Annotated in this window: 15 protein-coding genes; 1 reads left to right on the top strand and 14 read right to left on the bottom strand. The window is 45.7% G+C overall.

Annotated features, from left to right (window positions below; genetic code table 11):
• Nucleotides 1-68: 68 nt before the first annotated feature.
• From OIT45_RS10530 to OIT45_RS10475, 12 genes are all read right to left on the bottom strand, one after another.
• The gene (locus OIT45_RS10530; protein ID WP_199404189.1) at nucleotides 69-3,506 is read right to left on the bottom strand and encodes a pyruvate carboxylase; all 3,438 of its coding nucleotides are present in this window, start codon (nucleotides 3,504-3,506) and stop codon (nucleotides 69-71) included.
• A gap of 152 nt (nucleotides 3,507-3,658) precedes the next feature.
• Nucleotides 3,659-3,838, bottom strand: coding sequence for a hypothetical protein (locus OIT45_RS10525; protein WP_003607627.1), 180 nt, complete (start codon nucleotides 3,836-3,838; stop codon nucleotides 3,659-3,661).
• 57 nt (nucleotides 3,839-3,895) lie between these two features.
• Nucleotides 3,896-5,089 (bottom strand): acetate/propionate family kinase, encoded by a 1,194-nt coding sequence (locus tag OIT45_RS10520; protein WP_199404188.1) that lies wholly within the window; start codon nucleotides 5,087-5,089, stop codon nucleotides 3,896-3,898.
• Nucleotides 5,090-5,226: 137 nt separating this feature from the next.
• Nucleotides 5,227-6,462: a peptidase T gene (gene pepT, locus OIT45_RS10515; RefSeq protein WP_056973270.1), complete on the bottom strand. Its 1,236-nt coding sequence runs from the start codon at nucleotides 6,460-6,462 to the stop codon at nucleotides 5,227-5,229.
• A gap of 19 nt (nucleotides 6,463-6,481) precedes the next feature.
• On the bottom strand, nucleotides 6,482-7,279 hold the full coding sequence (locus OIT45_RS10510; RefSeq protein ID WP_199404187.1) for a Nif3-like dinuclear metal center hexameric protein: 798 nt from the start codon (nucleotides 7,277-7,279) through the stop codon (nucleotides 6,482-6,484).
• Nucleotides 7,276-7,968 carry a tRNA (adenine(22)-N(1))-methyltransferase gene (locus tag OIT45_RS10505; protein WP_112464169.1) on the bottom strand — a complete coding sequence of 231 codons (693 nt, stop codon included), beginning with the start codon at nucleotides 7,966-7,968 and terminating at the stop codon, nucleotides 7,276-7,278. The genes OIT45_RS10510 and OIT45_RS10505 overlap by 4 nt, the downstream gene beginning before the upstream one ends.
• A gap of 91 nt (nucleotides 7,969-8,059) precedes the next feature.
• Complete coding sequence (locus OIT45_RS10500) at nucleotides 8,060-8,476, bottom strand: Hsp20/alpha crystallin family protein (RefSeq protein WP_003607632.1); 417 nt, start codon at nucleotides 8,474-8,476, stop codon at nucleotides 8,060-8,062.
• A 173-nt stretch (nucleotides 8,477-8,649) separates the two neighbouring features.
• Complete coding sequence (locus tag OIT45_RS10495) at nucleotides 8,650-9,933, bottom strand: tetratricopeptide repeat protein (protein WP_199404186.1); 1,284 nt, start codon at nucleotides 9,931-9,933, stop codon at nucleotides 8,650-8,652.
• 92 nt (nucleotides 9,934-10,025) lie between these two features.
• Nucleotides 10,026-10,175, bottom strand: a complete 150-nt coding sequence (locus tag OIT45_RS10490) for a hypothetical protein (protein ID WP_156696876.1) — start codon at nucleotides 10,173-10,175, stop codon at nucleotides 10,026-10,028.
• A gap of 52 nt (nucleotides 10,176-10,227) precedes the next feature.
• A complete protein-coding gene (locus OIT45_RS10485) occupies nucleotides 10,228-11,931 on the bottom strand; it encodes a hypothetical protein (protein WP_264340064.1) in 1,704 nt (567 codons plus the stop codon).
• A 103-nt stretch (nucleotides 11,932-12,034) separates the two neighbouring features.
• Nucleotides 12,035-12,670, bottom strand: coding sequence for a hypothetical protein (locus tag OIT45_RS10480; RefSeq protein ID WP_242458263.1), 636 nt, complete (start codon nucleotides 12,668-12,670; stop codon nucleotides 12,035-12,037).
• 15 nt (nucleotides 12,671-12,685) lie between these two features.
• Nucleotides 12,686-13,072, bottom strand: coding sequence for a hypothetical protein (locus OIT45_RS10475; protein WP_199404184.1), 387 nt, complete (start codon nucleotides 13,070-13,072; stop codon nucleotides 12,686-12,688).
• 125 nt (nucleotides 13,073-13,197) lie between these two features.
• Between OIT45_RS10475 and OIT45_RS10470 the strand changes: the two genes are divergently transcribed.
• Nucleotides 13,198-13,674, top strand: coding sequence for an NUDIX domain-containing protein (locus tag OIT45_RS10470; RefSeq protein WP_199404183.1), 477 nt, complete (start codon nucleotides 13,198-13,200; stop codon nucleotides 13,672-13,674).
• A gap of 49 nt (nucleotides 13,675-13,723) precedes the next feature.
• On the opposite strand, the gene OIT45_RS10465 is transcribed toward OIT45_RS10470, so the two are convergent.
• Both OIT45_RS10465 and OIT45_RS10460 read right to left on the bottom strand, forming a co-directional pair.
• Nucleotides 13,724-13,867 (bottom strand): hypothetical protein, encoded by a 144-nt coding sequence (locus OIT45_RS10465; RefSeq protein ID WP_003607649.1) that lies wholly within the window; start codon nucleotides 13,865-13,867, stop codon nucleotides 13,724-13,726.
• A gap of 40 nt (nucleotides 13,868-13,907) precedes the next feature.
• Nucleotides 13,908-14,438 (bottom strand): hypothetical protein, encoded by a 531-nt coding sequence (locus OIT45_RS10460; RefSeq protein ID WP_135797928.1) that lies wholly within the window; start codon nucleotides 14,436-14,438, stop codon nucleotides 13,908-13,910.
• Nucleotides 14,439-14,608 lie beyond the last annotated feature (170 nt).

The raw sequence follows: 14,608 nt of genomic DNA, 5'->3' as shown, positions 1-14,608 counted from the left end.
AAAGTATGTTACATCGCTTACTTTAGGTACATTCTAGCCAAAGAATATGATTTTTATGTGAACTCTCCTTATCCTGGTTCAACTTCGATCAACAAGTCACCACCCGCCACTGCTTCACCAGCAGCAACGTGGACAAACTTAACCGTTCCATCGAATGGCGCTTGCACAGTTGTCTCCATCTTCATGGCTTCTGTCACAATCATGACGTCACCTTGCTTCACCGCTTGACCATTCTCAACGTGAACTGACAACACATTACCAGCCATTGTTGCGCCAATCTCATTTGGATTCGTTGGCTCTGCCTTACGACGAGCAACTGTTGTCACTTGGACAGATTCATCTAGCACATCAATCTCAATTGGCGTACCGTTCACATCAAAGTACAACGTACGCATACCCTCTGGATCAACTTCACCAATTTCTTGGAGTTGGAAGATAACAACCTTTCCAGGTCCCATTTCGATATCCACACGCTCACCAACACGCATCCCTTGGAAGAATGTTGGTGTATCTAAGAACGTCATTGGACCAAACTTTTCTTGGTTGGCCACATAGTCCTTAAACACTTGTGGGTACAAGATGTACGAAATAATCTCTTCTGGTGTTGCCTTACGCTTCAAAATCGCTTCGATTTCAGCCGTCATCGCCTCAAAGTCGGCCGCTGGCGTCAATGAACCAGGACGTACCGTCAATGGCTTGCGACCCTTCAACACGACTTGTTGCAAATCTTCTGGGAAACCACCAACCGGTTGGCCAAGATCACCTGCAAAGAAATCAACAACTGATTGTGGGAAGTCCAGCGTTTGACCTTCCGCCAACACCTTTTCTGGCGTCAAATCATTTTGAACCATGAACAGCGCCATGTCCCCAACAACCTTTGATGACGGTGTCACCTTGATGATGTCACCAAACATTTGGTTAACAGTAGCGTACATCGTCTTCACGTCATCCCAACGGTCACCCAAACGCAATGCTTGCGCTTGTTGTTGCAAGTTAGAGTATTGACCACCCGGCATTTCGACTTCGAAGATGTCCGTTTGGGCACCAACCATCTTGCTCATAAACTGACCGTAGTATGGTCGAACTTGGGCCCAGTAGCTGTTAATGTGCTCAACAGCTGGCATGTTCAATTCTGGTTGACGCGTGTTGCCACTCAAGGCATAGTACGTTGCACCCATCGATGGTTGTGATGTTGTACCTGACAAAGCTGACATCGCGACGTCGATAACATCCACCCCTGCATCAACCGCACGTGCATATGTGTAAACACCATTACCAGTTGTATCGTGCGTGTGAAGATGAATTGGCACATCAACCGCATCCTTCAGCGCGCTAACCAACTCATAAGCAGCTTCAGGCTTCAACAAGCCCGCCATGTCCTTAATCGCAATCATGTGCGCACCGGCACTCTGCAACTCCTTAGCGAAGTTTACGTAATAATCACGCGTGTACTTCTTACGCGTTGGGTCCAAAATATCACCCGTGTAAGCCATCGCAACTTCGGCAATCTTGTTGTTGTCGCGCACATATTGGATTGACTTTTCCATTTGTGGCAACCAATTCAAACTATCGAAGATACGGAACACATCCATCCCGTTCGTTGCTGCTAAGCGAATAAACTCTTCAAGCACGTTATCTGGGTAATTTTGATAACCAACGGCGTTTGAACCACGGAACAGCATCTGCATCAATGTACGTGGCATCTTCTCACGCAATGCACGGAGACGCTCCCATGGATCTTCACCCAAGAAACGGTAGGCCGTATCAAATGTGGCACCACCCCACATCTCGTTTGAGAAGAGGTTCGGCATCACCAATTGCGTTTCATCCGCAATTGCCAACATATCCTTCGTACGCATGCGTGTGGCGAACAATGATTGGTGCGCGTCACGCATCGTCGTGTCCGTCAACAAAACCTTATCTTGGTTCTTCACCCATTGTGCCACCGCATCTGGTCCTTGGGCGTCCAAGATGTCCTTGGCCGTTACCAAATCAGACGGCAACACCAAATCAGCATTTGCTTGATAATGCAATGGCTCATAGAGCTTCTGGTAATCGTGATCAATGCCTGGGAAACCGTTAACCGTTGTCTCACTGACATAGCGCAACAACTTGCGATCGGGTTCCTTTTCTGGCGCAATTTCAAACAATTCTGGGTGCTTGTCCACAAACGTGGTTGGCGCATCAGCTGCACGGAACGTTGGGTGCGCGTAAACATTCTTCAAGAATGGAATATTCGTCTTAACTCCACGAATGGCAAACTCGTTCAAGGCGCGTTGCATCTTATCAACTGCTTCAGTGAAGTCAGTTCCGTGTGCCACAACCTTAACCAACAATGAGTCAAAGAATGGTGTCACAGTGGCACCAGCGTACACATTACCAGCATCTAGACGAATGCCAGTTCCACCTGGTGAACGGTACCAATCAATCTTACCGGTATCAGGCATGAAGTTATTGGCTGGGTCTTCCGTCGTAATACGTGATTGAATTGCCACGCCAACCGCCAACAACTTATCTTGGGCCGGAATGTTTAATGGCGCTTCGTGCAAGCCGTAACCTTGGGCAATCAACAATTGTGACTTCACAATGTCCACGCCAGTAATCTCTTCGGTCACCGTGTGCTCTACTTGCACACGTGGGTTAACTTCGATGAAGTAGAAATCGTCTCCATCAACCAAAAACTCAACGGTTCCAGCACTTTGATAATCGACACTTTGCATCAACTTGACCGCGGCATCTTGGATACGACGACGCATATCAATGGATACAGAAACCGCTGGTGCAAACTCAATAATCTTTTGGTGACGACGCTGAATTGATGAGTCACGCTCAAACAAGTGCATGACTTCGCCTTGTTCATCCGCCAAAATTTGAATTTCAACGTGCTTAGGATCTTGTAGATACTTTTCTAGATAAATTTCAGCCTTACCAAAGCTTTGTTGGGCTTCAGAAGCAGCACGTTCAAAGGCTTCGCGCAGTTCATCATCGTGTTCAACCACACGCATACCGCGACCACCACCACCAGCTGCTGACTTAACAAACAAGGGATAGCCGTGCTCAGCACCGAAAGCCAACGCCTCTTCAATTGATTCAACTGGGTGATCAGTTCCTGGCACCGTTGGCACACCAGCCTTAATTGCAGCTTGCTTAGCCGTAATCTTGTCACCAAACATCTTCAAGTGTTCAACGCGTGGCCCGACAAACTTAATGCCAGCCGCTTCAACAGCCGTCGCGAATTCGTCGTTTTCAGACAAGAACCCATACCCCGGGTGAATGGCATCGGCGCCAGTTTCCTTAGCAATTCGAATAATATCGTCAATATCCAAATAAGCGGCAATCGGTGCCTTACCTTCACCGACTAGATAAGATTCATCCGCCTTGAAACGGTGAACGGCAAACTCATCTTCCTTGGCAAAAATAGCTACCGTCTTAATCCCTAATTCTTTACCAGCTCGAATTAAACGAACGGCAATTTCCCCACGGTTAGCAATCAACAATTTCTTCATGAAGTGTCCCCTTATATCGTTTTGGCCGTTCTCTGACGACCGCTTAAAACGTCCCATACGCGCAGATTAATCTATTTTTCATCTACATCAGAACTTTCTAACCATTATAGCAAAAATAATACGCCATAACGAGTACGTTATGGCGTATTTGCTTACTTAATTTTCGTAGTTTTAATTTCTTCGAATTGTCCTTCAAAGGCATCACGGCGTGAACCGTTCATGCTTTGATCAGAAAATGGCATTTGTTGCTCAACGTGGGCCACCGCACGCTTGATGCGGTGCTTGCCGTAGAACCAGAGGCCAATGACTGCGATGATAATCAATGTAAACATCTTAGACTCCCCCTTTTCGGTTTCAATGACAATAGTCTAACAGGCGAACCTTAACGATTACTTACCTGCTTGCGCCTTTAAACGTTCAACATCGCGGGCGATTTCAAGCTCTTCATTCGTTGGTACCAACAATACCTTAGCTGTTGAATCATCAGTTGAAATGACACGTTCAACACCACGGACATTGTTCGCTTCCTTGTCCAACTTAATACCCAAGAAGTCCAAACGATCAATGATATCTTCACGAACGTTTGCGGCGTTCTCACCGATACCAGCTGTGAATACGATGGCATCAACGCCACCCATTTCGAATGTGTATTGAGCCAAGTAACGGATGACGCGGTTCAAGAACATATCCAATGCCAACTTAGCGTGCTCGTTGGTATCAGCAACTTCTTCCAAGTCACGCATGTCAGATGACAACGTTGAAACTCCAAGCAAACCAGACTTGTTGTTCAAAATCTTCAACATTTCGCCGTTTGACAAGCCTTCGCGTTCTTGGATGTAGTAAATCAATGATGGATCAACATCACCAGCACGCGTTGCCATCATCAAACCAGCCAACGGCGTGAAGCCCATTGATGTATCAAATGACTTACCATCCTTGATGGCCGTGATTGAGGCACCGGCACCCAAGTGAAGCGTAATAATCTTCAACTCTTCAAGCGGCTTACCCAAAATATCCGCCGTACGTTCCGCAACGTAGCGGTGTGACGTTCCGTGAGCACCATACTTACGTGCACCATACTTCGTGTAGTACTCGTATGGCAATGGGTACAAGTAATTCTCACGTGGCAACGTTTGATGGAAAGCCGTGTCGAAGACTGCTACTGAAATAGCATCTGGCAACAACTCTTGGAATACTTCAATTCCCGTTGCATTGGCTGGATTGTGCAATGGTGCGTAGTCCGCCAAACGGTGAATCTTGTGCAACACTTCTTCATCCACGATAACTGACTTGTTGAACCATTCACCACCAGCCACAACACGGTGCCCAACACCTGTAATTTCACTCTTGTCAGCCACGTTTTGTGCACGGAATTGCTCAAGCATTTCTTCAATTGCTTCCTTGTGGTCAGCGATGTCACGGACGATTTCAGTCTTTTCCCCGTTAAACTTCATCGTGAATACACTTTCAGGCAAACCAATACGCTCGATTTGTCCCTTGGCAATCACTGTTTCAGCCGGCATTTCCAATAGTTGGAACTTCAATGATGAAGATCCGGCGTTAATTGCTAATGTCTTAGCCATAATTCATGCTCCCTAATACGCTGGAAATAAATCCAGTTAATAGGATTAGTGTAACATGTAAGCGTTACCATTACCATACTTTTTGTAACAAAAAGGCTAACTAGATTAACTAGTTAGCCTTTTGAAATTATTTAAAATTACTTTGCTGCGTTCAATTCAACAATCTTCAAGATCGTATCAACCGCTTGGTGCATCACCTTCGTTGAAACATATTCGAAACGACCGTGCATGTTCTCACCACCGGCAAACAAGTTTGGTGTTGGCAATCCCAAGAACGTAATCTTTGAACCGTCAGTACCACCACGAACTGGTTCGATAACTGGCTCGATGTCCAAAGCCTTCATAGCAGCCTCAGCCAAGTCAACTGACGTCATGTCATCCTTCAACACTTCACCCATGTTGTAGTATTGGTCGTACATATCCAACTTGATACGCTCAACGCCCAATTCACCGTTCATCTTTTCAACGATGTCACGCAAGGCTTGCTTACGCTCTTCGAAGATGATGCGGTCGTGGTCACGGATGATATATGACATTTCGGCTTCTTCAGGTGTACCGTTCAACTTCAAGATGTGGAAGAATCCTTGACGACCTTCCGTCAACTCTGGACGATCACCAGCTGGCAAAGCAGCGTGCAAGTCCATTGCAACTTGCAAGGCGTTAACCATCGTGTCCTTGGCAGAACCAGGGTGCACATTACGTCCTTGAATCTTAATGTTAGCGGCTGCAGCTGAGAACGTCTCCCACTCCAACTCACCCAATGGACCACCATCGACTGTGTAAGCGAAGTCAGCACCGAATTCCTTAACGTGGAAGTTATCGGCACCAATACCGATTTCTTCGTCAGGTCCGAATCCAAAGACAACCTTACCGTGCTTTACTTCAGGGTGGGCAATCAAGTATTCAGCAGCTGAAATAATTTCAGCAACACCAGACTTGTCGTCGGCACCAAGCAAAGTCGTTCCGTCAGTCGTAATCAACGTGTGTCCCTTGTACTTCTTCAATGAAGGGAAATCAGCTGGTGACAACGTGTAGTCGTCGTTCAACTTGATGTCAGACTCACCATCGTAGTTTTCAACGAATTGTGGGTTAACACCTTCAGCGTTAAAGTCAGCCGTATCAACGTGTGAAATGAAACCAACTGCAGGCACATCAGCGTCAATGTTTGAAGCCAATTCGGCAAAGACATAACCGTCAGCCATCGTACGCACGTTTTCTAGGCCAAGACCCTTCAATTCTTCAGCCAAATCAGCCAAGAAAGCAACTTCCTTAGGATCTGATGGCACCGTTGTTGACTCTTCGTTTGAACGCGTGTTGACCTTCACGTAACGGATAAAACGGTCAACCAAGTTTGGATATAGTTCTTCAGACATAATAGTAATTCCCCTTTAATTAAATATACGTATATGGATCCGTGTTTTCAGTTGAGGCGAAGACACGGTCTAGGTCCCAATTGTTTTCGGTTTGCCAAGCATTTACTAATTCAACTAGCTTATCCTTAGCAATGGCCTCCATGTGGTGATCCGGATCAATCACCACAAAATCATCAGCCAAGACATCATGCGCCGTGTGGTAGTAAAAATCAGCTGTCACATAAGCGTCAGCACCAGCTGCCAAGGCATCTGGGTATTCACTACCGCCATCCCCACCAAGCACCGCAATGCGTTGGATGGAACGGTTCATGTCGTTCGCAATCACGCGCACGTGCGCCACATTGAACAAATCGCGCACGAATGTCGCGTAATCTGTCACTGTTTGTGGCGTCGCTAGTGACCCGATACGACCAAGGCCTGTCTTGCCATCAGCATTCGGAATCAATGGTGTCACATCAGTCAGCTGAAGTGCTTCTGCCAACCAATCATTCATACCACCTGATGCTGCATCCAAATTTGTGTGCGCCGCATAAACGACAATGTCATGCTTAATCAAATCCGCATACATCCTGTTTTGTGGCACCGACAAATCCAAATTCTTCGCTGGGCGGAAAATCATTGGGTGGTGTGCAAAAATGAAATCAACATTATTCGCAATCGCTTCTGCCACAACCTCTGGACGCACATCGAGTGCTGTCATCACTGTATGAATCTCTTGATTTGGATCACCAAGTTGAAGCCCGATTGGATCACGTTCCCAGGCTAGGTCACGTGGTGCATAGGCTTCAATCTTGGCGATTAACTCAGTTGCTTTCATAACCCCAACGCCTCACTAATTTCAGTTACTTGTTGTTGATACTCACGGTATGCATCTGAATCTTGCTTGTTAGCTGATTCCAACTTAGCCATGATTGTCTTCACACGGTCATATTCACGTTGCCACTTGGTTTGCCAAGCTTCAGGACGCTTTTCCAAGTTGAATGGTCCGAACTTCAACTCTGTTTCAGAGTAGTCGGCATGACCAGGGACTGCAATCAAAACCTCATAGAAATGGCCGTCATCTTCAACAACCGTTTCGTCTTCAAGTTGATAATCATTGTCCATCAACCAAGTACGAACCACATCAATATCGATGTTCGGTTGCAAAATCAAACGTTGGTAACGTTGCCCGTCTGTGTGACCGTCCGCCAAGATTTGTGCAATCAAGCGACCACCCATACCGGCAATCGTGACCGTATCAATCAAATCTTCTGGCGTGACAGCAGCCAAGCCATTCGCCAAGCGGGGCACCAAAACATCCCCAAGGCGGTGACGGTTAATTTCAGTTTGGACATTGTCCAGTGGCCCTTGTGCCACCTCACCCGCAATCGCGAATGAAATGTGCTTGTTCAACAACAAGTTTGCTGGCAAATAAGCGTGGTCAGAACCAATATCTGCTAAACGCGCACCATCGCGAACATATGACGCTACAGTCGCCAATCGTCGTGATAATTGCAATGCATCCATGGCAGTGTCCTCGTTTCCTAATATGATAATATTCTAATTTTAGCACAAAAAAAGCCGGTCTGCTAAACAAACCGACGTTTTCGATATGGTTTTAATCTTCAATCTTAATCGCTGACTTCTTAGCGACTTCAGCCTTAGGCAACGTGATGTGTAACACCCCGTTCTTGTACTTAGCAGAAACCTTTTCGCGGTCTACGTTTGGTAGGTAGTAAGAACGGCCGACTGAACCAAAGCTGCGTTCTGATTGCAGAATGTTCCCATCCTTGTCAGAGTGGTCCTTGATTTCGTGACGCGTTGCTGAAATTTGCAACGTGCCATCTTCATAATCAACCTTGATGTCATCCTTGTCTACCCCTGGAATGTCGGCGACCACTTCATAGTGATCATCCTTTTCAACAACGTCTGACTTTACATCAGCTCCAAATGCTGGCGCTTGCATCAATGATGCGTTCATCTTATCCAACAAATCTCCAAATGCGTCGTGTCGACGTAGCAAATCATGTGACATAGTATGTATCCTTCCATCTAATACAAAATGCTTTTCTCTATACTTCTTTTGTATCACGTCTCAATGGCTGAATTAACACGATAACCCTCAACTTCACAAACTGTTCGAACCTGTGAAAAATGCGCAAAGAAAAAGCGCATGTAACTAGCACATGCGCTTCATCAATTTAAATTTTAGAGACCCTTTTCCTCCTTGAGTTGGTCGTATAGTTCAGCCATCTCAAGGTCGTTAGGTGCTAATTGCGTGTAATTGAACAAAGCTTCTTCAGCCAAGGCCGTTTCACCCTCTTCACGGAAGTAGAAGTAAGCAGGCTTCAAGAAGTTAATGTTGTCCAAGAAGAATGGCAAAGCGGCGTTCCAGTACTTCGTTGCCATCTCGAAGTCTTCCAAAGCCGTGTAGCTTTGCGCCAAGTTCCAGTACAATTGTGGATCAGCTTCGGCATCATCATCAGCCAAGAACTCGTTCAACAAGTTGATGTTTCCAACGTGGTCTCCCATGGCAACCAACAAGTTTGAGTAACCAATCGTCAACGTCAAATCTTCTGGGTTGTTCTCCAAGGCCTCACGGTAGATACGGTCAGCTTCTTCGTCTTCACCTTGTGCTTGTGCAACGGCAGCAGCACGCGTGTACAATTGCGTGTTAAATGAGTCAACAGCAATACCGGCTTGGTACGTAATCAAAGCTTGTTCCAAATCGTTCTTGTCTTCGTACAATTGTCCCAAAGGCTCGTACAAACCAGCGTATGATGGATCGAGTTCTTGCAACTCTTCCAACGTATCGATGGCCTTGTCGACCTTTTCAGGATCAACTGCGTACGTCATTCCCAATTGGAAGCGCACGTCTGGCGTCAAATCGGCATCCTTGATTTGCTCCAAGTAACCCAATGCATTCGCAAAATTACCCGTCAAAGCGTAAGCAACACCAATACGTGATGCGATATCCAAACCTGAGAAGCGACGCTCACCGGCCTTCAACAAGTCACGGTAGAACGGAATGGCCGTCTCATAACGACCCGTGGCAAAGTAGAACTCAGCCAAAGCAAATTGAATAATCGTTTCTTCAGGTGCTAGGTCAAAGGCCTCACGCAACTTGGCTTCAGCGGCTTCGTTTAGTCCTTCAGATTGGTACAAGTCAGCCAACACCAACAATGATTCAATGTAAGCCGTTGAATCAGGTGAAATTTCGGCTAGATAAGTAATCGCTTCATCCGTCTTATCTTCATCAATCGCAATGTCAGCCAAGGCCGTGCGCAATTGATCTTCGTCAGGATACTTGTCCAACAACTTTTGATATGCACGCTTGGCTTGCGTTGAGAACCCCAAACCATACAATTCTTCTGCTAATGAATAAATCGTGTCATCATCATCATAACGTAGTGATGAGGCGAATGACTTCTTCGCATCTTCCAATTGTCCACCAGACAATTCATCAAGCATTCGTTCTGCAAATGTTGCCATATGTACCACTCTTCCTTCTTTGATAAAGTCAATAATATATCATACATAAAAAGCGCTAGGAATGCCAACAAAAAGGTACCTAGCGCTCGATGCTACTTATTTTCAGATGCAGCCTTGGCCTTAGCACGTGCTTTTGCCAACAAAGCCTCACGTGCAGACAACTTTTGATCACGGGTAACAGCACCCTTTGACGCTGCCCCGCGTGCAAAATCATTTGACTTGATTGTTCCCTTGCCCATCATGTCTACCTCTTTTTTCAATCTCGTTACTTACATTATACCTGAGATTGATGAACTACTTCAAAGAGTTGTTTGTTAAATTGATAACATTAGCAACTGATGCACCCTTAACCGTCTTCACCTTCAACGTGACATCATCACCTGCTTGCATCAACAAGGCGTTTTGCATCTTAGAAGGATCAAGCGTGTACATCGTCTCATCATTTTCAAGCTTGAAAATCACGACTTGCTTATCATCCAATGTGGCGTTGGCGTTAACACGGGCAACCTTACCTGTAATCGTTTGCGTCTTAATTGAGGCATCGTTAGCGCTCGCTGTTTGCACACTACCAGCCAAGGCGTTACGGTAGGCAGCCAAGGCGTCAGAAGCATTTGCTCCTTCACCAATGACGTTTTGGTCAGCTCCCTTAATGTAGGCGTACTCACGGAAACGCTCATTTTGGTCCATCATTGATACCACCCAAGTTGGCGTACCGTCAATGTTCATGATAACTGGGTTTGAACCGTGCCACTTGTTTTGGGGATGCAATTGCTTAGCAACCTTAATCGCCCCATCAGAATCCATGATACCGACGTTCTTACCCGTGTAGAATGATAGCTTACCTGTACGTGTGTCGATCAATGAGTATCCCTTGTCGGAGTCCGCATTTGACGTCACCGTTGTGAAATCATCAAAGTATGAAATTGAACGGTCGTTGTTAAAGACTGGCGTCACGCCACTTTCTGAACCATTTTCAGTTGGCTTGATTTGATTCTTGTGACGGAAGTTGAAGGCATATGGATTACCGTAAGCACGGTTCATACGCGTTGCTGCTTCTGGTGACACACCGGCATCAACCCATGCTGGCAAATCCTTTGTGCTGTAGACTGTCGTCTTACCCGTGTCCGCATTCGTCAATGACACGTGGATATCGTCGTACATCAATTGACCAGCCCAACGCACATTGAGCAACGTCTGTACCCAGTAGGCTTGGTTATTGTTGTCGATTTCCAAAATCGGTTCACCCACTTGGGCGTACTTTGGATTACGCATGTAAATCTTACGTGCGATATTGTGTGAGAACCAGCTAGTCTCTGAGTAATCCAGCTTTTCCTTCACAAAGTGGGCCGTGTCATTAATATCCGTGGCCGAAATAATAAAGTATCCTGGCAACGTCCGGTTCATTAACCATGACATGAAGCCATTAAATTCAACTGGTGCCACGTAGTATGGCTTACCGTTGATATATTGGGCTGACAAATCCCCCAAACGGTACATAGAAGAATCAGGCACTTGAGAGAAAGCCTTCTTCATCATATTTTGTGAGGCTTGGGCTGACAAGGCGATTGGTTGATCATCCTTAGTCAAGGGTGCTTCCTTCTTAACCGTCGCTTGCACAGAGTTGTACATTGGACGCACCGTCAACGCTTGTGAAACACCAGCTCCCAATGAAATCAAGAATGCGATGATCGGAATAATGAATGGCCAAATCGTCAACCCTTCAAGGCTGATGTGTGTGCCGCGCTTTGTCACGCGTTGTACAACTTGTGCTGATGCGCCGGTAATCAACGCCCACACAACGACAATTGCCGATTTAACCGCAACTGGCATCACCAATTGTGACAACGTTGGTACTGGCATCAACCAGTACACGTAACCCGCGTTTAAGATTGTCACAATCAACATCGTAATCCATGTTAATTTTGTAATCTTAAACTTCAAAGCCCAAATCAATGAGATCAGGGCGGTAATTTCTAAAACCAAAAATGAGGTTAGCATAAAATCTCCTGTAATTCGTTTGTGATAACCTTAATTTTAGCTTATATAGACCCGAGTTACTAGACGAAAAAACGGACCTCCACGTGGGAGGCCCGTTTCGTTACTATTCAGAATCGTGTTTTGACTTCAACTTAAATGTTGGCACGTCATCATGTGCGTGTGTGTGCCCAAAATTAATTTCTGGAATACCATGTTCCAACATATGGTGATTGCGATGTTCGAATTGATCATCTTCCCACGCCGCATCCACTTCTTGCCATGAGCCAGTACGTGCCAATATTTCGCGGTACTTGGCTGGCATTTGCTTTGACCCAATCGCAATCAAAGCATCCGCATGGGCTTGTAGCGCCTCGCTAAAGTCAGCGTGCGGCTCAGCAATCCAAGCGAACAAGCCAATCGTTTCCAATTCAAGTTCTTCATAATCAGTTGGCGCAACATCAACAAACGTATCTGGCGCAATGTCCATTGCCTTGGGCGCCACTAGCATCTTAGGTGCGACTTCCCATTCGTAAAAACCAGGGACATCACGTGACTTTGACACGCGATTAATCGTGACGATGCCAAGTTGGTAACCCATTGCCAAACCAAGTGAATATTCTTCTGGTAGTGGCTCTTTACCAGATAACATCAAAAATTCTGTTACACCTTCATCAGGTGCATACGGAAAGGCAATTAGTGCTTGTTGGCCAAGCATTACGTCATTTGCAATCGGTTGGGGCACAATCAGTGCTTTCATCATGTTGTCCTCGTTCTATTAGTCAGCTAGCACGTCGGCCATGCGGTTCATCAAGTAAGCTTCAGCTGCTTCAACCGCATCTTCAAGCTCTTCTGCATCATCTTCGGTAAAGTTGCCAACCGCCTCACGATTGTGTAGGTTGCGAATGGTTAACAACGTTGTGCGTTCGCCATCTGATAGATCAGTGTGCAAGTTCGCCAAAGCTTTGGCAACCGCCCCCTCTTCAGCTGGCAAATCAGCAAACGCCAAGAATGATCGCATAATCATTTCACGCTGCGCTTGATAGTCAGCATGTACGTCAGTTTCTGGCAACTTCCCTTTAGCGATTTCAGCTTCCTCACGCTCGGAAACACTATCAAGGTAGAGCACCGTTCCCAATTCAATGTTAAATTCATCAAAAGTCATGCCAAAATCTCCTGTGTAAAGGTTAGTAGTCTTAATACGCCTATTGTATCACAGGCAAAAGTGCTTTTTGAAATTCCGCGACTGAACGGATACAATTGAGAAAACAACGATTCGGGGTATTCACAATGGTAATGGAGAATTATTTCAAAGACCTACGCGCCAAAATCGGGCACGATGAAATTATTATGCCTGGTGTGGCCGGTATTTTATTCGACGAAACGAGAACAAATGTACTCCTTGAGAAGCGTGGCGACGGTGAGATTGGCTGGAGCCTGGTTGGGGGAATGCAAAATCTGGGCGAGTCAGCAATGACTTCTTTGCAACGCGAATTCAAAGAAGAAGCTGGTATCGATGTTGAAATTACTGCTTTGGTTGGTGTAGATACAAACTTCCACCACGTCTTTCCGAGCGGTGACAAAGCGCAAATCCCAATGTTTTTGTTTGAAGTCACGCATGTTGATGGTGAACTGCAAGCTGATGGGGATGAAACTTTGGCATTGGAGTTTGTGCCACTCGCTAGTCACCCAAAAATGTATAACGTACAACACCAACTCGCTATCGATCAACTAATCGCTGAAGTTCCGTACGGTTGGTACAACTAATAAAAGCGCTGGCAAACGACTTTAACAATCGTTTGCCAGCGCTTTTTAATTACTTATCTTCTGACAAGAATGATGCAATTTCATCTGGCGTATCAACCAATTCAATGTGAATCAATCCACGCTTCAATTGCAATTCTGTTTCCTTCGTCAAACGAGTGGCTTGCTTCTTAGCTAGCTTTTCTGACTTCTTCATGGGTGAAATGCCTCTTTTCAGTTAATAACTGTATTATACGCTATTGTTCACCCGTTCGTCGAATTTGGGCTAAGTGAATCATCACCCATTCTTCAATGCGCTCACCAAGCTTTGTATAGGTCATGATAAACCAGGCCACATACACAACAGCCAAAATACCAAAAGCCCCAATCTCAGCGTCTAAAACAGATAATCCAAACCGACGTAGTACCACCAAATCTAATAACATATACAAAATTGGTGCCACAATTACCAATGTCATTGTCATCATCAATGTGTTTTCACGATTGGCTTGGCGGGCATCAGCTTTTTTGTACTCAACCAACGTTAAATCATGCAATTGGTGAATTGTTAAAATCTGCGTGTCCACTTGCGCCAGACCCGCTTCTTGCTTCAGCAGCATCACATCCGTCATATTATCACCAGCCATTAGCGTCACTAATAGTTCAGCGCGACGACGAGGCACCATAGTGTATAAGTCGGTTGCGTTAATTCTTTCAACCTGGTGGCCGTTTTCACCCTGGAAGTGGAATACGATTTGGCTGTCCTGATTTTGAACTAGAAAAAGCATAGCGCACCTCCTTCATGAAACTTTTTTACCTTACTTTTTCTCTGTGCGAAAACCATTATTAACCAGAAAAAAAGTCGTTTCAATCTAAAAGTTTCATGAAATCGGTTACATTCTCTTATCACAGCAGCTGATGGTCTAAAACCCCCAACTTTAGTCAGGCGCAAGACCAA

The sequence above is a fragment of the Weissella sp. LMG 11983 genome (assembly GCF_025908495.1).
Lineage (GTDB): Bacteria > Bacillota > Bacilli > Lactobacillales > Lactobacillaceae > Weissella > Weissella fermenti.
Note: the sequence above shows the minus strand (reverse complement) of the source record. Positions and strands in the feature narration are given on the sequence as shown.